Source organism: Streptomyces sp. NPDC002787 (genome assembly GCF_053592095.1).
This window is the reverse complement of sequence record NZ_JBSFVC010000007.1, coordinates 133,081-150,711: the sequence shown is the minus strand read 5'-3', so window position 1 is coordinate 150,711 and position 17,631 is coordinate 133,081. Positions and strand designations below refer to the sequence as shown.

General features: G+C 69.4%; 16 protein-coding genes and 1 riboswitch. Of the genes, 10 read left to right on the top strand and 6 right to left on the bottom strand.

All coding sequences use genetic code 11. The features are described 5' to 3' along the window. Positions 1-41 precede the first annotated feature (41 nt). Entirely contained in the window at positions 42-791 is a 750-nt protein-coding gene (locus ACWD26_RS11940) for an SDR family oxidoreductase (RefSeq protein WP_451268827.1), read from the top strand. Positions 792-957: 166 nt separating this feature from the next. Further along, positions 958-1,743, top strand: coding sequence for a glucosamine-6-phosphate deaminase (gene nagB, locus ACWD26_RS11935; protein ID WP_451268825.1), 786 nt, complete (start codon positions 958-960; stop codon positions 1,741-1,743). 87 nt (positions 1,744-1,830) lie between these two features. Here the strand turns inward: nagB and ACWD26_RS11930 are convergent, their stop codons facing one another. The 4 genes from ACWD26_RS11930 to ACWD26_RS11915 form a co-directional block, all read right to left on the bottom strand. Continuing rightward, positions 1,831-3,384 carry a glycoside hydrolase family 3 protein gene (locus ACWD26_RS11930; protein ID WP_451268823.1) on the bottom strand — a complete coding sequence of 518 codons (1,554 nt, stop codon included), beginning with the start codon at positions 3,382-3,384 and terminating at the stop codon, positions 1,831-1,833. A gap of 7 nt (positions 3,385-3,391) precedes the next feature. Then, complete coding sequence (locus tag ACWD26_RS11925; RefSeq protein ID WP_451268821.1) at positions 3,392-4,234, bottom strand: carbohydrate ABC transporter permease; 843 nt, start codon at positions 4,232-4,234, stop codon at positions 3,392-3,394. After that, positions 4,231-5,220, bottom strand: coding sequence for a carbohydrate ABC transporter permease (locus ACWD26_RS11920; protein WP_451268819.1), 990 nt, complete (start codon positions 5,218-5,220; stop codon positions 4,231-4,233). The genes ACWD26_RS11925 and ACWD26_RS11920 overlap by 4 nt, the downstream gene beginning before the upstream one ends. Before the next feature lie 190 nt (positions 5,221-5,410). Beyond that, positions 5,411-6,691: an extracellular solute-binding protein gene (locus ACWD26_RS11915; RefSeq protein WP_451268817.1), complete on the bottom strand. Its 1,281-nt coding sequence runs from the start codon at positions 6,689-6,691 to the stop codon at positions 5,411-5,413. Between the two features lie 368 nt (positions 6,692-7,059). On the opposite strand from ACWD26_RS11915, the gene ACWD26_RS11910 reads away from it, so the two are divergent. The 7 genes from ACWD26_RS11910 to ACWD26_RS11880 all read left to right on the top strand — a co-directional run bounded on the left by ACWD26_RS11910 (position 7,060) and on the right by ACWD26_RS11880 (position 15,596). Beyond that, positions 7,060-7,824, top strand: a complete 765-nt coding sequence (locus ACWD26_RS11910) for a GntR family transcriptional regulator (protein ID WP_451268815.1) — start codon at positions 7,060-7,062, stop codon at positions 7,822-7,824. Between the two features lie 268 nt (positions 7,825-8,092). Further along, the gene (locus ACWD26_RS11905; protein ID WP_451268813.1) at positions 8,093-8,362 is read left to right on the top strand and encodes a DUF3311 domain-containing protein; all 270 of its coding nucleotides are present in this window, start codon (positions 8,093-8,095) and stop codon (positions 8,360-8,362) included. After that, on the top strand, positions 8,359-9,987 hold the full coding sequence (gene mctP, locus ACWD26_RS11900) for a monocarboxylate uptake permease MctP (protein WP_451268811.1): 1,629 nt from the start codon (positions 8,359-8,361) through the stop codon (positions 9,985-9,987). Before ACWD26_RS11905 ends, mctP begins: the two co-directional genes overlap by 4 nt. Positions 9,988-10,192: 205 nt before the next feature. Continuing rightward, positions 10,193-11,182: a nucleoside hydrolase gene (locus ACWD26_RS11895; RefSeq protein ID WP_451268809.1), complete on the top strand. Its 990-nt coding sequence runs from the start codon at positions 10,193-10,195 to the stop codon at positions 11,180-11,182. A gap of 132 nt (positions 11,183-11,314) precedes the next feature. Then, positions 11,315-11,821, top strand: coding sequence for a GNAT family N-acetyltransferase (locus ACWD26_RS11890; protein WP_451268807.1), 507 nt, complete (start codon positions 11,315-11,317; stop codon positions 11,819-11,821). 86 nt (positions 11,822-11,907) lie between these two features. Further along, positions 11,908-12,029: riboswitch (cobalamin riboswitch) on the top strand. Between the two features lie 124 nt (positions 12,030-12,153). Next, positions 12,154-14,532, top strand: coding sequence for a ribonucleoside-diphosphate reductase subunit alpha (locus ACWD26_RS11885; RefSeq protein ID WP_451268805.1), 2,379 nt, complete (start codon positions 12,154-12,156; stop codon positions 14,530-14,532). A 56-nt stretch (positions 14,533-14,588) separates the two neighbouring features. Next, a complete protein-coding gene (locus ACWD26_RS11880; RefSeq protein WP_451268803.1) occupies positions 14,589-15,596 on the top strand; it encodes a ribonucleotide-diphosphate reductase subunit beta in 1,008 nt (335 codons plus the stop codon). Positions 15,597-15,614: 18 nt separating this feature from the next. Here the strand turns inward: ACWD26_RS11880 and ACWD26_RS11875 are convergent, their stop codons facing one another. Further along, complete coding sequence (locus ACWD26_RS11875) at positions 15,615-15,836, bottom strand: hypothetical protein (protein WP_451268801.1); 222 nt, start codon at positions 15,834-15,836, stop codon at positions 15,615-15,617. Between the two features lie 93 nt (positions 15,837-15,929). On the opposite strand from ACWD26_RS11875, the gene ACWD26_RS11870 reads away from it, so the two are divergent. Beyond that, a complete protein-coding gene (locus ACWD26_RS11870; RefSeq protein ID WP_451268799.1) occupies positions 15,930-16,892 on the top strand; it encodes a GlxA family transcriptional regulator in 963 nt (320 codons plus the stop codon). 50 nt (positions 16,893-16,942) lie between these two features. Here the strand turns inward: ACWD26_RS11870 and def are convergent, their stop codons facing one another. Further along, on the bottom strand, positions 16,943-17,593 hold the full coding sequence (gene def, locus ACWD26_RS11865; protein ID WP_451268797.1) for a peptide deformylase: 651 nt from the start codon (positions 17,591-17,593) through the stop codon (positions 16,943-16,945). Positions 17,594-17,631 lie beyond the last annotated feature (38 nt).

Sequence of the window (17,631 nt, the reverse complement as noted above, 5' to 3'; positions counted from 1 at the left end):
TTTTGTAGCGACCGATAGAAAAATGTGGAGGGGGCGCCGACATGGGTGTGCTCACAGGCAGGACGGCACTCGTCACAGGAGCGAGCAGGGGCATCGGGCGGGGCATCGCCGAGCGGCTGGGACGCGACGGAGCGCGGGTCGCCGTGCACTACGGCCGGAACGAGGCGGCCGCGAAGGAGACGGTCGCCTCGATCGAGGCCGCGGGCGGCTCGGCCTTCGCGATCGGGGCGGAGCTCGGCCTGCCAGGGGACGCCGAGACCCTGTGGAAGGAGTTCGACCGGCACGCGGACGGGCTAGACATCCTGGTGAACAACGCGGCGCTCGGGAAAACCCGGCCGATCACCGAGATCGACGAGCAGGAGTACGACGAGGTCTTCGCGGTGAACGTGAAAGCGCCGTTCTTCCTCGTCAAGCACGGCATGGCCCGCCTGCGCGACGGCGGCCGGATCATCAACATCTCGTCGGGGCTGGCGCGTACGGCCGCGATGCCCGACAACGTGGCGTACGCGATGACGAAGGGGGCGCTGGACCTCCTCACCCGGGATCTGTCGAAGGTGCTGGGCTCCCGGGGCATCACGGTCAACTCGGTGGCGCCCGGCCTGGTCGAGACCGACAACACCGCAGAGTTCCTGGGAACCGAAGCTGGCCGAGCCATGGCCGAGGGCATATCGGCGCTGGGCCGGGCGGGGACGACCGCCGACATCGCGGACGCGGTGGCATTCCTGGCGTCGGACGACGGGCGATGGGTCACGGGGAGCTGGCTGGACGCGACGGGCGGTTCGCTGGCCTAGAGGTCCAGGACCGGGCCGCCGTGGGCACAGGGCCGGAGCCGGAACCCGGGACGGGGAGGACGGGCATACCCCCGCGAAGACCCCTCTGCTAGATTGGTCTAAACCACATAGCGTGCGTCCTCCAATTTCCAGTCGAGTCCCCTCTTCCCAGATCGGCAGGCCCAGCGTGGAAGTTGTCATCGTTCCGGATGCCAAGGCGGGTGGCGAGCTCATAGCCGAGGCGATGGCCCAGTTGCTCCGGCGGAAGCCCGACGCGCTGCTCGGGGTGGCCACGGGGTCGACCCCGCTCCCCATCTACCAGGCTCTGACGGCGAAGGTGCGCTCCGGTGCCGTGGACGTTTCGCGGGCCCGGCTCGCACAGCTCGACGAGTACGTGGGGCTGCCGGCCGAGCATCCCGAGTCGTACCGCTCGGTGCTGCGGCGGGAGGTGCTGGAGCCGTTGGGGCTCGGCATGGACGCGTTCATGGGGCCCGACGGCACCTCCGAGGACGTGGCGCAGGCGTGCCGGGCGTACGACAGGGCACTGGCGGAGGCGGGGGGTGTGGATCTGCAGTTGCTCGGCATCGGGACCGACGGGCACATCGGGTTCAACGAGCCGTGCTCGTCGCTCGCCTCCCGGACGCGGATCAAGACGCTGACCCAGCAGACCCGGATCGACAACGCCCGGTTCTTCGACGGCGACGTCGAGCAGGTGCCGCACCACGTCATCACCCAGGGCATCGGCACGATCCTGGAGGCCCGGCATCTCGTCCTGCTCGCCACGGGCGAGGGCAAGGCGGACGCCGTCGCGGCGACCGTGGAGGGTCCGGTGGCCGCGGTCTGCCCGGCCTCGGCGCTGCAGCTCCATCCGCACGCGACCGTCGTGGTGGACGAGGGCGCCGCGTCGAAGCTGAAGCTGGCGGACTACTTCCGGCACACGTACGACAACAAGCCCGACTGGCAGGGGATCTAGCGGTACCGGGACGCGCGTGGGCGCCACGGCCCGGTGAGAGGGGCTGTGGCGCCTGCGCGTGCTGGAGCCGCGGTTGTCGAACGGGTCCTACCGCGCGCCCGCGATGACCTCCGCCGCCGCCCTCCCGCAGACCCTGGCGGCGCCGTGGGTCGCGATGTGGAGGGGGCCTCGGGGCGGGGACTGGGGGATGCCCATTTCCACCACGATGGTGTCGGGACGGGTGGTGAGGAGGGTGTCGAGGGCGCTGGTCATCCAGGGGTGGCGGTGCTCATCGCGGACGACGGCGACGATACGGCGGGTGCCGGCGACGGCCAGGGCGGAGGCGCCGGCGCTGTCGCCCGCGAAGGTGCCTGTCTCGGTGCCCGGGAGGAGACGGGCCAGTTCCGCGCCGACGCCCCAGGGGGTCTCGTCGCCCACGGCGATGTTCGCCACGGGGGTGAAGGCGGCGACGTACAGAGGTTGGGTGGGCGGCTGGTAGGGCTCCGTGCAGGTCGTCGTGAGGGCGCGCCGGGCGGCCACGAGACCGACACCGCCGATGCCCTCGTCCCCCTCGCTCTTCCCCAGGGCCTCGCCCCTCGTTCCGTCGGCGCCTCGTGCTTGGTCGGCGGCCGATCGTGTCCACTGGGCCAGTGCGCGGACCCGGTTCGCCGCGTCGGCCAGGCGTTCCTCGGAGAGGTCGCCGGTGCGGACGGCGGTGATCAGGGCGTCGCGGAGGCGGCGGACGGTTTCGTCGTCGGCCAGGCCGCCGCCGACGCAGATGGCGTCGGCGCCGGCGGCCAGGGCTAGGACGCTGCCGTGTTCGATGCCGTAGGTGCCAGCGATGGCCCGCATCTCCATGCCGTCGGTGACGATGAGGCCCTCGTAGCCGAGTTCGCCGCGCAGGAGGTCCGTGAGAATGCCACGCGACAACGTTGCCGGGCGGTCGGAGTCCAGGGCGGGGACCAGGATGTGGGCGCTCATCATCGCCCGTGAACCGGCGCTGATGGCGGCGCGGAAGGGAGTCAGGTCGCGGGAGTCCACGAGCGAGCGGTCCGCGTCGATGCGGGGCAGGGAGAGGTGGGAGTCGACGGCGGTGTCGCCGTGGCCCGGGAAGTGCTTGGTGCAGGCGGCGACGCCCGCGGCCTGGAGGCCGGTGACGTAGGCGGCCGTGTGGCGGGCGACCAGGTCGGGGTCGGCGCCGAAGGAACGGACCCCGATGACGGGATTGCCGGGGTTGGAGTTGACGTCGGCCGAGGGGGCCCAGTTGAGGTTGACGCCGCACTGCGCCAGGCGGTGGCCCAGCGCGAGGGCGACCTCCCTGGTGAGGTCCACGTCGTCGACCGCGCCCAGGGCGTGGTTGCCCGGGAAGGAGGAGCCGGTGCGGACCTCGAGGCGGGTGACGTCACCGCCCTCCTCGTCGATGGCGACCAGGACGTCCTCGTGCTCGGCACGCAACTGTGCGGTGAGGGCGGTCAGTTGATCGGGCGAGGTGATGTTGCGGCCGAAGAGGCCGACGGAGGCGAGGCCCTCACCGAGGCGGCGCAGCAGCCAGTCGGGGGCGGTGGTGCCCGTGAAACCGGGCTGGAGGACCGTCAGCGCGTCCCGCGTGAGGCTGTCCTGCCCCGAATTGGAACCAGTCGAGCCAGTGGCGAATGTCGTCATCGAGGGGTTATCCCTTCACGGCGCCCGCGGTGAGACCCGCGGCCATCTTGCGCTGAACGAGGAGGAAGAGGACGACGATCGGCACGGCCATCATGGTGGAGCCGGCCATCATCGGGGCGTATTCGGTGCCGTGCTTGGTGGTGAAGTTGCCGAGCCAGACGGTCGCCGTCTGGTTCTGCTGGCTCATCAGCATCAGGGCGTACAGATACTCGTTCCACGCCTGGATGAAGCCGTAGACCGAGGTCGCCACCATGCCCGGCGCGAGCAGGGGGAACACCACGCGGAGGAAGGCGGTGGTGCGGGAGCAGCCGTCGACCATGGCCGCCTCCTCCAGTTCGCGCGGGATGTTGACGATGAAGCCGCGCAGGGTCCACACGGTGAACGGGAGGATGAAGGTCAGATAGGTGATGATCAGGCCGCTGAGGCGGTCGTACTGGCCGAGGTCGTTCAGGAGCAGGAAGACCGGGATGATCATCGCGACCAGCGGGACCATCTGGACGGCGAGGATGCCGACGATGACCACCTTCCGGCCGCGGAAGGCGAAGCGGGAGATGGCGAGGGCGGCCAGCATGCCGACGACGATGCCGATCACGACGACCGTGAGGGAGACGACGAGGCTGCGGCCGACCGGGCCCCAGAAGTCGGCGATGTCCAGCGCGCGGCCGAAGTTGGCGAAGGTGATCGATGTCGGCAACAGGCTGGGGTCGGGGTCGATCGCGTCCTTGGCCGGCTTGAACGCCGTGTTCAGCATCCAGTAGACGGGGAAGCCGGCGGTGACGAAGACGAGGAGGCCGAGGAGGTTCCAGCCGAGCTTGGACCTCCGGGGACCGGAGACAGTGGCAGTGCTCATTCGACTTCTCCGATCTTCAGCATCTGGCGCATGTAGACACCGATCACGCCGAGCAGCAACAGCACGGTCAGCAGTGCGATCGCGGAGCCCTGCGCGTAGTCGTTGACCACGAACGCCTTGTCGTACGAGTAGGTGGTGAGCAGTTGGAACTCGGCCTCCGGGTGGCCGTTGCGCATCACGAAGACCTGGGGGAAGACGCCCATGTCCCAGATGACCGAGAGGGTCGTGAGCATCACGATGATCGGCTTGAGGATGGGGAGGGTGACGTAGCGGAACACGCCCCAGGCGCCGGCGCCGTCCAAGCGGGCGGCCTCCTCCAACTCCTTGGGGACCTGAGTGAGCCCGGCGCTGAGGGTGATGACGACGAACGGCACCGCCCCCCACACCACGAGGAGCGTGATGACGGCCAGGCCCTCGGGGCCGCTGGCGAACCAGTTGTGGCCGATCATGTCGACGCCGGGGAGCTTGCTGAGCAACGCGTTGAAGATGCCGTAGTCGGAGTCGAAGAGCCACTTGAAGACGGTGGTGGCCACGATGATCGGCATGCCCCAACTCGCCACGAGCGCGATGTTGATGAGCGTCTTCACCCAGCCGGAGACCCGCTGCAGGAGCAGCGCGATCGCCATGCCGATGACCATCGTGAAGATCACGCAGGCGGCGGCGAAGACGACGGTCCGTACGACGACGGTCCAGAACTCGCTGTCGCCCAGCACCTTGGCGAAGTTGTCGAAGCCGGCCGACTCGGCGGGCTTGAAGCCCCACAGCTGCGACTGGCCGAACTCCTGGAAGGAGAGGGTGACCAGCCGGACCAGCGGATAGCCCAGGACGAGGGCGAGGATCAACAGACAGGGCGCGAGCAACAACCAGGGCACGGCCGGCCCTCCGGAGCGCCGTTTGCCCGGGGCCGTGTCGGCGACAGCGACTGGTGGCGGCGCCTGCCGCGGCGGCGGCACCTTGGTGGGAGTGGTCGTATCTGCGGCACTCATGGCGCGCTCCTAAGCGAATGAAGTGGGGCCTGGCAGCCCCCCGGCCCCGAAAGGAGCGCGGGGAACTGCGCGACCAGCCACGACGCACCGGCACCGAACCAACGACCCGTCGCGGCACTTTCTTGTGTCACCCACCGGCCGATCATGACCAGCCGGCCGGGCCCTGGCCTTGGCCGAGCCCGACCGCAGGTCACTCCGTGTTGATGACCTTGTCGATCTCGGCGTCCGCTTCCTTCGCGGCCTCCTCGACCGACTTCTTGCCGGTGCCGATGGACTGCAGCATCGTCTGCAGGATCTGCGCCTTCTCGACCTGTCCCCAGCCCGGAGCCATCGGGACGAACCAGTTGGACTCGGCCGCGGTGGCCGGGACCGCGGTCGCGGGGTCGTCCTTGAGGGTGGCGAGGTCGGTCTTGTTGTTGGGCAGGTTGCCCTTCTCGATCAGGCCCTTCTGGCCGGAGGAGCCGGTGAAGGCGTTGATCCACTCGGCGGCGACGGTCTGCGCGTCGGACTTCACCGGGACGGCGAGGTCGGAGCCGCCGAGGAAGACGGGGAGGTTCTTGCCGGACGGGCCGGGCATCACGAAGTTCTCGACGCTGCCGGCGAGCTTGCCGGTCTTGTCGTTCTCCTTGGCCGCGGCGGTCGCGCCCTCCCAGGCGGGGGCGAAGATCATGCCGGACTTGCCCTGGCCGTAGACGATGTAACGGTCGGACTCGTCCTTGGTCTTGTCGCCGTGCATGTACGTGTCGACGACGTTCTTGAACGCGTTCAGGCCCTCGATGGACTCCGGGGAGGAAAGGCTGGCCTTCCACTTGCCGCCGGACTCGACGGCTATGGAGCCGCCGGCGTCGTAGACGAAGGACATGGCCGCGTACCAGTCGCGGGTGGGCTGGTACCAGGCGCTGAACTTGTCGCCCTGCTTCTTCTGGACCTTGTCGAGGGCGGCGGTGAGCTCCTCGTACGTCTTCGGCGCGGACTTGACGCCCACCGCGGCGAAGACGTCCTTGCGCCAGTTGGCGACGCGGCCACCGGCGTAGTACGGGACGCCGTACGTCTTGCCGTCGTAGGTGACGGAGGCCTTGAGGCCGTCCAGCCAGGCGTCGGAGTTGTCGAACGTCGCCGGGTCGACGGGGGCGAAGGCGCCCTTGACCATGTAGGCGAGCATCTCCGTGTTGCCCATCTCGACCACGTCGGGCGCCTTGTCGGTGGCGAGGACGGCGTCGAGCTTGGCGTTCTTGTCGGGCCAGCCGTAGTACTCGTGCTTGATCGTGATCCCGGGGTGCTTCTTCTCGATCGCCGCGTCGGCGGCCTTGACCAGCTCGGGCCAGTTGTTCTGGGCGTCCACCGTGAGCCAGACGGTCAGCTCCTTGGTGTCCGCGCCCGTGTCCGAACTCTCGCTCCCGCCGCCCCCGCACGCCGCGATGGAGACCATCATTCCCGCGACACAGATCGCGGTCGTCAGCTTCCTCTTCACGCCACCCTCCTCAGGGATGCCATTCCTCAGGGATGCCACAAACCCCCCTGCTCCCCGCGGTGACAGACGTACCGCCCATGGGGCCGGGACCTGGACCAATGGTGTAGACCAGTACGCCGGAGCTTGACCCAGACCAATCGCCCTGTCAAGAGCGCTCGAACCACCTCTCACCAGCCGTTATGCGACCTACATATGCAAGAACCTTTATGTAATAAGCCAGCGAAAACCGCGCGGTTCAGCCACACTCTTCGGGTAGACCACTGCGCCCCGCCGGAGTGGACCATTCGAGACCCCTTCGTGGACTAGACCAGCGGGGGCTGTGCGGGTATACAGAAGGATCACGCCACTAGGAGCCGGGAAGGCGGAGCATGAGCACCGACGTCAGCAGTGCGGAGAACGAGAACGGGGCGACCGTCCGTACCGCACGCGTGCCCAAGTACTACCGCCTGAAGAAGCACCTGCTCGACATGACCGAGACGCTGCCGCCGGGCACGCCGGTACCGCCCGAGCGCACGCTCGCCGCCGAGTTCGACACCTCGCGCACAACCGTGCGGCAGGCGCTGCAGGAGTTGGTGGTCGAGGGGCGGCTTGAGCGCATCCAGGGCAAGGGCACGTTCGTCGCCAAGCCGAAGGTCTCCCAGGCGCTGCAACTCACCTCGTACACCGAGGACATGCGGGCCCAGGGTCTCGAACCCACCTCGCAGCTGCTGGACATCGGGTACATCACCGCCGACGACACGCTCGCGGGGCTGCTCGACATCACGGCCGGCGGACGGGTGCTGCGGATCGAGCGCCTCCGCATGGCCAACGGCGAGCCGATGGCGATCGAGACGACCCATCTGTCGGCCAAGCGTTTCCCGGCCCTGCGCAGGTCACTGGTCAAGTACACCTCCCTCTACACGGCGCTCGCCGAGGTGTACGACGTCCATCTCGCCGAGGCCGAGGAGACCATCGAGACCTCGCTGGCCACCCCGCGCGAGGCCGGCCTGCTGGGCACGGACGTGGGCCTGCCGATGCTGATGCTCTCCCGCCACTCGCTGGACAAGGACGGGCAGCCGGTGGAGTGGGTGCGGTCCGTCTACCGAGGTGACCGGTACAAGTTCGTGGCGAGGCTCAAGCGGCCCACGGAGTAAGGGACTCGCGTCCGAACCGTCGTCATCTGGACCGTCGTCAACTGGACCGTCGTCATTTGGACCGTCGTCGCTCTGGTCGCCGCGGCCGGCCGGACCGGCGGGAAGCAGACCCCCGGCAAGGGTTCCGCCGCTGCTGAACACACAACCTCCGCATCCGATATCCGGACGGGGGGTTCCATACGACGGAAGCCGTCCCTTACATTTCCTGCGCGTTGAGCAGGTGATCAGCGGTGACCAATGGTGATCAGCGAGGGGACGGAACCGGGACATGTCAGAAGCGCCTGAAGTGAGACCACCGGTGGTGACACCTGTCAGAGTGGTCATCGCCCTGTGCCTGTTCGCCCCGTTCGTGGCGATGCTCTGGGTCGGCTCGTACGCCAAGACCGACCCGGCGTTCATCGGCATCCCGTTCTTCTACTGGTACCAGATGGCCTGGGTGCTCATCTCCACCGCGCTCACCGCCACCGCGTACGTCCTGTGGCAGCGCGACCAGCGCGCCCGCAGGTCCCAGGCCAAGGGCGGGGGTGCCGCGAAGTGAAGGACGGCGTGAACGGCGTGGCACTCGCCGTCTTCATCTTCTTCTTCCTGGCCGTCACGGTCATGGGCTTCCTGGCCGCGCGCTGGCGCAAGGCCGAGAACGAGCACAGCCTCGACGAGTGGGGCCTGGGCGGCCGGTCGTTCGGCACCTGGATCACCTGGTTCCTGCTCGGCGGCGACCTCTACACCGCGTACACCTTCGTCGCCGTACCGGCGGCGATCTACGCGGCGGGCGCGGCCGGCTTCTTCGCGGTGCCGTACACGATCCTGATCTACCCGCTGATCTTCACCTTCCTGCCCCGCCTGTGGTCGGTCTCCCACAAGCACGGCTATGTGACGACCTCGGACTTCGTACGCGGCCGCTTCGGCTCGAAGGGCCTGTCGCTGGCGGTCGCCCTGACCGGCATCCTCGCGACGATGCCGTACATCGCGTTGCAGCTCGTCGGCATCCAGGCCGTCCTGGACGTGATGGGCGTCGGCGGCGGCGAGGACACCAACTGGTTCATCAAGGACCTGCCGCTGCTGATCGCCTTCGGCGTCCTGGCCGCGTACACCTACTCGTCCGGCCTCCGGGCCCCCGCGCTGATCGCGTTCGTGAAGGACACCCTGATCTACATCGTCATCGCGGTGGCGATCATCTACATCCCGATCAAGCTCGGCGGCTTCGACGACATCTTCGCCAAGGCGGGCGAGGCGTACAGCCAGACCAACCCGGCGACGGACAAGCCGCGCGGCGCGCTCGTCCCGGGCGACGCCAGCCAGTGGACGTACGCGACCCTGGCCCTCGGCTCCGCGCTGGCACTGTTCATGTACCCGCACTCGATCACGGCGACGCTGTCGTCCAAGAGCCGCGAGGTCATCCGCCGCAACACCACGATCCTGCCGCTGTACTCGCTGATGCTGGGCCTGCTGGCCCTCCTCGGCTTCATGGCGATCGCGGCCGGCATCCAGGTGCAGAACGGCCAGCTGGCGATCCCGCAGCTGTTCGAGACGATGTTCCCCGACTGGTTCGCGGGAGTGGCCTTCGCCGCCATCGGCATCGGCGCCCTGGTCCCCGCGGCGATCATGTCCATCGCTGCGGCGAACCTCTTCACCCGCAACATCTACAAGGACTTCATCAAGCCGAACGCCACGCCCCAGCAGGAGACCAAGGTCTCCAAGCTGGTGTCGCTGCTGGTGAAGGTGGGCGCGCTGGCGTTCGTCCTCACCATGGACAAGACGGTCGCCATCAACTTCCAGCTGCTCGGCGGCATCTGGATCCTCCAGACCTTCCCGGCCCTCGTCGGGGGTCTCTTCACCCGCTGGTTCCACCGCTGGGCGCTCATCGCCGGCTGGGCGGTCGGCATGCTGTACGGGACGCTGGCCGCGTACGGCGTGGCCTCCCCCACGCAGAAGCACTTCGGCGGGTCATCTGCGGAGATCCCCGGCATCGGCGAGATCGGGTACATCGGTCTGACCGCCTTCGTGCTCAACGTCGTGGTCACCGTGGTCCTCACCTTCGTCCTGCGCGCGGCCAAGGCCCCCGACGGCATCGACGAGACCAAGCCGGAGGACTACACGGCGGACGCGGGCGACGCGGGCGTCCAGGTGGAACTGCCGCCGGCGACGGCGGGCACGAGCCACTAGTCCATCACCGGGTTCCGGGGCGGCGGGGGCGCCTTTTCTCGCCCCCGCCGCCCCTACCCGTCCCTCCCCCACCAGGGGCTGCGCCCCTTCGCCCCCCACCCACCCGCACCCGACAACGAACCCCCTCGGGGTCGAAGGGGCAGCGCCCCTGGGATGGGACGGGTAAGGGCGGCGGGGGCGAAGAACACCCGGCTACGCTGATTCGGTGACCGCTCGCGCCCCGATCGTCCTCGACAGCGACCCCGGTATCGACGACGCCGTGGCCCTGCAGTACCTGCTCGGCACCGGCCTGTGGGACCTCAAGGCGTACACATCGGTCGGCGGCAACCTCCCCGCCGAGGCGACCTACGCCAACGCCCGGGCCCTTGCCCGAGCCCTGCGCATCGACAGCGACGTCCCGGTCCACCGCGGCGCGGGCCGCCCCCTGTCCCGCCTCCCCTACCGCGAGGCGTCCGCCTTCCACGGCCCGGCCGGCCTCGGCGACGAAACACTGCCCGACTCCACGGCCCCGCACCCGGCGGAGTCGTCCGCGCAGGCTCTGCTCCGGCTCTCCCACGCGTACGAGGGCGACCTGACGGTGTGCGCCACGGGCCCCCTCACGAACGTGGCCATCGCCCTGCTGGAGGACCCGGCCTTCGCCCACCGCGTGCGGAAGTTCGTGTTCATGGGAGGTGCCGCCCAGGTCCCGGGGAACTTCACTCCGGTCGCCGAGTTCAACGTCTGGGCCGACCCGGACGCCGCCGAGATCGTCCTCTCCTCCGGCATCCCGTTCACCATGGTCGACCTGGACGCCTCACACCGCTGGCTGTTCCGCCCCGCCGACCTCGCCGCACTGGAGGCCGCGGGCCCGGGCACGGCCCTCGCGGCCCGGCTGATGCGCACCTACATGGACGCGTACACCCGCCACGGCGGGGACGGCACCTGCCCCCTGCACGACCCGCTGGCCGTCGGCGTCTGCGGGGACGAGGCGTTCGTCGAGGCCGCCGGCGGAGCCGTCGTCGTGGAGTGCGCGAGCGAACTCACGCGCGGCCAGACCGTGTTCGTGCCGGCCGCCGCCCGCCGGGTGTACTACTCCGAGTCCCCCGCCCTGACCGCCCGCCTCCGCGCCACCGGCCGCGTCGCCCTGGGCCCGGGCACCCGCGACTTCAGCGAGGACTTCGTGACGGCGCTGCCACGGTGGCCGGCGGTTGCCTGAGCCGACCGCTCCGGCGGGTTGAGCGGGCCCGGAGTCGACCGCCCCCTGATGCCGTGCCGATCATCCGACAAGTCGTCGCCCCTGTGGAAAACCTCGGACGCGACTTGGCGGCCCTCATGCAGACTTCGAGCCATGGACATCACCATCAGGCAGATCTCCCCCGACGAGTACCCCACCCTCGGCGAGATCACCGCACGGGCCTATCTGGCAGACGGTCTCCTGGACTTCGGGGAGAGCGACGAGTACCTCGGCGAGCTGCGGGACGTGGCGAAACGGGCCGCGGCGGCCGACGTGCTGGTCGCCGTCGAGGAGGGCAGAGTGCTCGGCGGAGTGACCTTCGTCCCGGCGGGAGGCCCGATGGCCGACATCGCCGGCCCGGGCGAGGCCGAGATCCGCATGCTGGCGGTCGCACGCGAGGCCCGCGGACGGGGCGCGGGCGAGGCCCTCGTCCGGGCCTGCCTGGAGCGCGCCCGGGCCGTGGACGGCTGTGCACGCGTCGTGCTGTCGACCCAGAGCCGCATGCACGCCGCCCACCGGATCTATGAACGGCTGGGCTTCACTCGCACACCAGAGCGCGACTGGAACCCCGTCCCCCACCTCGACGACCTCTTGCTCCTCACCTACGAGTTGACGCTCTGACACGCTTCGAAGTCGTCGCCGGAGCCGTCGCCGGAGCCGCCGCGACACAACATCTGGGGGTGTCACCGCAGCCCGACACAAGATGTATGCTCATGCTCGCTGTCGCCGCAGGGGAATCCGGTGCGAATCCGGAGCTGTCCCGCAACGGTGTACTCGCGTGCATGCACGCCTGTCCAGTCCGAACACCTGCCGACAGTGCGCCCGGCCGTCCGGTCCGGGTGCCCTGACGTCCGGGCCTCGTGGAATGGGCCGGTGGACGCGACGCCCCCGTGCGCTCGTGTGCTGCTGCCTGCCCTCCCAATGGCCCCAGCCGAGCGAGGGAGAGCCCCCACGTGACCATCGCGCCAGCCGACCCGGTTTCAGCCGACCTGGCTTCAACCGCCCCGGTGACGGAGTCCGACGGTCCCGGTACCGCGTTGCTGCGGACCCTGACCGAGCTGACCGCCGACCTCCCCGACGCCGACCCCGGCCGGGTCGCCGCCGCCGCGCTGCGCGGCCGGTCCGCGAGGGCCGACGAGGCGGAGCTGCGCGAGCTGGCCACGGAGGCGGCCGCGGGCCTCATCTCCGAGGACCCCGCCTACTCGAAGCTGGCCGCCCGCCTGCTGGCCATCGGCATCCGCGCCGAAGCCGCCTCGCAGGGCGTCACGACGTTCACCGAGTCCATCGCCGTGGCCCACCGGGAAGGCCTCGTCGCCGACCGCACGGCGCAGTTCGCCCGCGTCCACGCCGGGCGCCTCGACTCCCTGGTCGACCCGGCCGCCGACGACCGCTTCGGCTACTTCGGTCTGCGCACCCTGCACAGCCGCTATCTGCTCCGGCACCCGATCACCCGCAAGGTCGTCGAGACTCCCCAGCACTTCATGTTGCGGGTGGCGAGCGGTCTCGCGGCCGACGACACCGTACGGTCCCTGGACGAAGTCGCCGCGCTCTACGGGCTGATGAGCCGCCTCGACTACCTGCCCTCCTCCCCCACACTGTTCAACTCCGGTACGAGGCACCCCCAGATGTCGTCGTGCTACCTCCTCGACTCCCCGCTGGACGAGCTGGACTCCATCTACGACCGCTACCACCAGGTGGCCCGTCTCTCGAAGCACGCCGGCGGCATCGGTCTGTCGTACTCCCGTATCCGCTCGCGTGGTTCGCTCATCCGGGGCACCAACGGGCACTCCAACGGCATCGTGCCGTTCCTGAAGACGCTGGACGCCTCGGTCGCCGCGGTGAACCAGGGCGGCCGGCGCAAGGGCGCGGCCGCGGTCTACCTGGAGACCTGGCACTCCGACATCGAGGAGTTCCTGGAGCTGCGCGACAACACCGGTGAGGACGCCCGGCGTACACACAACCTGAACCTGGCGCACTGGGTCCCGGACGAGTTCATGCGCCGGGTGAACGCCGACGAGCGGTGGTCGCTGTTCTCCCCGACCGATGTGCCCGAGCTGGTGGACCTGTGGGGTGAGGAGTTCGACGCCGCGTACCGCAGGGCGGAGGCGAACGGCCTGGCGAGGAAGACCATCCCGGCCCGCGACCTGTACGGCCGCATGATGCGCACCCTCGCGCAGACCGGCAACGGCTGGATGACCTTCAAGGACGCGGCCAACCGCACGGCCAACCAGACGGCCGAGCCGGGTCATGTCGTCCACTCGTCCAACCTCTGCACGGAGATCCTGGAGATCACGGACGACGGGGAGACGGCGGTCTGCAACCTGGGCTCGGTGAACCTGGGGGCGTTCGCCGACCGGTCGGCGGGCGACATGGACTGGGAGCGGCTGGACGAGACCGTCCGCACCGCCGTCACCTTCCTCGACCGTGTCGTCGACATCAACTTCTACCCGACCGAGCAGGCGGGCCGCTCCAACGCCAAGTGGCGCCCGGTGGGCCTCGGCGCGATGGGCCTGCAGGACGTCTTCTTCCAGCTGCGCCTGCCCTTCGACTCCCCCGAGGCGAAGGCGCTGTCCACCAGGATCGCCGAGCGCGTCATGCTCGCCGCGTACGAGGCCTCCGCCGACCTTGCCGAGCGGGGCGGCCCGCTGCCGGCCTGGGAGAAGACCCGCACGGCCCGCGGTGTGCTGCACCCCGACCACTACGGCGTCGAGTTCACCTGGCCGGAGCGCTGGGCGGCCCTGCGCGAGCGCATCGCGACGACCGGCATGCGCAACTCCCTGCTCCTCGCCATCGCGCCGACGGCCACCATCGCCTCCATCGCCGGTGTGTACGAGTGCATCGAGCCCCAAGTGTCCAATCTGTTCAAGCGCGAGACGCTGTCCGGCGAGTTCCTCCAGGTCAACTCGTATCTGGTGAAGGACCTCAAGGAGCTGGGCGTGTGGGACGCCCGCACCCGCGAGGCGCTGCGCGATTCCAACGGTTCGGTGCAGGACTTCGCATGGATCCCGGCCGACGTACGGGCGCTGTACCGCACGGCGTGGGAGATCCCGCAGCGGGGCCTGATCGACATGGCCGCCGCCCGCACCCCGTATCTGGACCAGGCCCAGTCGCTGAACCTGTTCCTGGAGACGCCGACCATCGGCAAGCTCTCCTCGATGTACGCGTACGCCTGGAAGTCGGGCCTGAAGACGACGTACTACCTGCGCTCCCGCCCGGCGACCCGCATCGCCCGCGCCGCCCAGGCGCAAACCCCGATCCCCGTGCAAGCGACTCCTGACGACGCGGTCGCCTGCTCCCTGGAAAACCCCGATTCCTGCGAGTCCTGCCAGTAATTCCCGCCCGCCACCCGACCACCACCCCCGGAGGACGGCGCTTCGCGCCGACTGTGATGACCACCCAGAACCTGCTCGACCCCGGCTTCGAGCTGACTCTCCGCCCCATGCGCTACCCGGACTTCTACGAGCGCTACCGAGACGCGATCAAGAACACCTGGACCGTCGAGGAGGTCGACCTCCACTCGGACGTCGCCGACCTCGCGAAGCTCTCCCCCGCCGAGCAGCACCTCATCGGCCGCCTGGTCGCCTTCTTCGCGACGGGCGACTCGATCGTCGCGAACAACCTGGTGCTGACGCTCTACAAGCACATCAACTCCCCCGAGGCCCGGCTCTACCTGAGCCGTCAGCTCTTCGAGGAGGCCGTCCACGTCCAGTTCTACTTGACGCTGCTCGACACCTACCTCCCCGACCCGGAGGACCGGGCGGCGGCCTTCGCGGCCGTGGAGAACATCCCCTCCATCCGCGAGAAGGCGGAGTTCTGCTTCACGTGGATGGACTCCGTCGAGAAGCTGGACCGCCTGGAGTCCAAGGCGGACCGCCGCCGCTTCCTGCTCAACCTGATCTGCTTCGCCGCGTGCATCGAGGGCCTGTTCTTCTACGGCGCCTTCGCGTACGTCTACTGGTTCCGCAGCCGGGGCCTGCTGCACGGCCTGGCCACCGGCACGAACTGGGTGTTCCGCGACGAGACGATGCACATGAGCTTCGCCTTCGACGTCGTCGACACCGTCCGCAAGGAGGAGCCGGAGCTCTTCGACGAGCAGCTCGAGCAGCAGGTGACCGACATGCTGCGGGAGGCCGTCGAGGCGGAGCTGCAGTTCGCCCGCGACCTGTGCGGTGAAGGCCTGCCGGGCATGAACACCGAGTCGATGCGGCAGTACCTGGAGTGCGTCGCCGACCAGCGGCTGACGCGCCTCGGCTTCGCGCCGGTCCACGGCTCGGAGAACCCGTTCTCCTTCATGGAGCTGCAGGGCGTCCAGGAACTGACGAACTTCTTCGAGCGGCGTCCGTCCGCGTACCAGGTGGCGGTGGAGGGCACCGTCGACCTGGACGAGGACTTCTAGGCCGCCTCCCTGCGCCGCCTAGGCGGCGCGGGCGATGCGGTGGGCGTGGGCGGAGGCATCGCGGGCGGGCCTCTCCGGGCCGGCCCCGTCGAGGGCGGCGGCGCGGTCCTCCGCCTGCCGGAGCTGCCGGTCGATGCGGCGGTCGTGCATCACCCCGATGATCGCGGGCAGCACGACCAGGGCGAGCAGCCCGAGAACGGCCAGCATTCCGATGAGTCCTTGCAGCTGTGTCGTATCCATGGACACCACTGTCGCGCCGAATACTCCTGACAAACAGTGGCAGGACTGCCGCACCCCCTCGAATTACTGCCACCCCCAAGGCACACTGGCAGCATGCTGAAGAACGTGGCCGCCGTCCTCCTGGACGGTGTGCATCCCTTCGAACTCGGTGTCGTCTGCGAGGTCTTCGGCCTCGACCGCAGCGACGAGGACCTGCCGGTGTACGACTTCGCGGTCGCGTCGGCGGAGGGCCCGACCCTGCGGACGCACGCCGGGTTCACGATCTCCACCTCGCACGGCCTGGACCGGCTCGACGAGGCGGACCTCGTCGTCGTACCGGCGGGTGAGAGCTATGTGCGGCGGATCTATCCGGCCGAGCTGCTGGACGCGCTGCGCCGGGCCGCCGACCGGGGCGCCCGGGTGCTGAGCGTGTGCTCGGGGGTCTTCGTGCTCGGCGCGGCGGGGCTGCTGGACGGGCGGCCCTGCGCGGTGCACTGGCGCCACGCCGAGGAGCTGTCCCGGCAGTATCCACGGGCGGTGGTCGAGCCGGACGTGCTGTACGTGGACGCGGACCCGGTGATCACCTCTGCGGGCACGGCGGCCGGTATCGACGCCTGTCTGCACATCGTCCGCAAGGAACAGGGGCCGGAGGTCGCCAACAAGATCGCCCGGCGGATGGTGGTGCCGCCGCACCGCGACGGGGGTCAGGCCCAGTACATCGAGCGGCCGCTGCCGCGCTCGCAGTGCGACACGGTCGGTGAGGTGCTGGCCTGGATGGAGCGGCATCTCGACGAGGAGGTCACCGTCGAGCAGCTGGCCGCGCGTGCGCACATGTCCCCGCGCACGTTCGCCCGCCGTTTCCAGCAGGAGACCGGGACCACCCCGTACCGCTGGATCCTGCGCCAACGGGTGCTGCTGGCCCAGCGGTTGCTGGAGGCGACGGACGAGACGGTGGACGCGATCGCCTGGCGCACCGGCTTCGGCACCGCCGCCGCCCTGCGCCATCAGTTCGTACGGTCACTGGGCACGACCCCGCAGGCCTACCGCCGGACCTTCCGGGGGCCGGAAGTCGCCTGACAGCGGACCGGGCGCGGGCAGGTCCCGCGCCTCGGTTTTCGCCGGCCGTCTCAGTCGTTGGCGACCACGGGGTACCGGGGCTCGCTCTCGGCCATCTGCCGCAGGGCGTCCTTGCGGTCGCGCTTGGAGAGCCGGTCGATGTACAGGTAGCCGTACAGGTGGTCGGTCTCGTGCTGCAGGCACCGCGCGAAGTAACCGGTGCCGCGCACCTTGATCGGGTTGCCCTTCTCGTCCTGCCCGGTGACCTCAGCGTAGTCGGGGCGGGCGAGCGGCATGTACGCGGTCGGCACCGACAGACAGCCCTCGTTGCTGTCGTCCAACCGACGTGTCTCGGCGGGCAGTTCCACCAGCTTGGGGTTGCAGACCACACCGGTGTGCCGCTTGCCCTCGTCGTCCGGGCAGTCGTACACGAACACCTTCAGATCCACACCGATCTGGTTCGCGGCCAGCCCCACGCCCTCGGCCGTGCGCTGGCTGGCGAACATGTCGTCCACCAGCTTCGCCAGCTCGTCGCCGAACTCCGTGACGTCCTTGCACTCCTTGTGCAGCACCGGGTTCCCGACGACAGTGATCGGCCGCGACGTGCCACGCTCCCGGTACGCCTGCTCGCGCTCCTCGCAGTCCTCCGTGTCGACGACGAACCCCTCGTCATCGACGGGGAGCACGCCCACGTGCTGCTGATCGGTGTCCTGCTGCGCCATGACAGACGTACGCCTTCCTCAGAAAAACAAGGGGAGAA

Coding starts and splice junctions, on each gene's coding strand:
- ACWD26_RS11940 (WP_451268827.1), top strand. CDS start 42: ATGGGTGTGCTCACAGGCAGGACGGCACTCGTCACAGGAGCGAGCAGG.
- ACWD26_RS11930 (WP_451268823.1), bottom strand. CDS start 3,384: ATGACGACATTCGCCACTGGCTCGACTGGTTCCAATTCGGGGCAGGAC.
- ACWD26_RS11925 (WP_451268821.1), bottom strand. CDS start 4,234: ATGAGCACTGCCACTGTCTCCGGTCCCCGGAGGTCCAAGCTCGGCTGG.
- ACWD26_RS11920 (WP_451268819.1), bottom strand. CDS start 5,220: ATGAGTGCCGCAGATACGACCACTCCCACCAAGGTGCCGCCGCCGCGG.
- ACWD26_RS11910 (WP_451268815.1), top strand. CDS start 7,060: ATGAGCACCGACGTCAGCAGTGCGGAGAACGAGAACGGGGCGACCGTC.
- ACWD26_RS11905 (WP_451268813.1), top strand. CDS start 8,093: ATGTCAGAAGCGCCTGAAGTGAGACCACCGGTGGTGACACCTGTCAGA.
- ACWD26_RS11890 (WP_451268807.1), top strand. CDS start 11,315: ATGGACATCACCATCAGGCAGATCTCCCCCGACGAGTACCCCACCCTC.
- ACWD26_RS11880 (WP_451268803.1), top strand. CDS start 14,589: ATGACCACCCAGAACCTGCTCGACCCCGGCTTCGAGCTGACTCTCCGC.
- ACWD26_RS11875 (WP_451268801.1), bottom strand. CDS start 15,836: ATGGATACGACACAGCTGCAAGGACTCATCGGAATGCTGGCCGTTCTC.
- ACWD26_RS11870 (WP_451268799.1), top strand. CDS start 15,930: ATGCTGAAGAACGTGGCCGCCGTCCTCCTGGACGGTGTGCATCCCTTC.
- def (WP_451268797.1), bottom strand. CDS start 17,593: ATGGCGCAGCAGGACACCGATCAGCAGCACGTGGGCGTGCTCCCCGTC.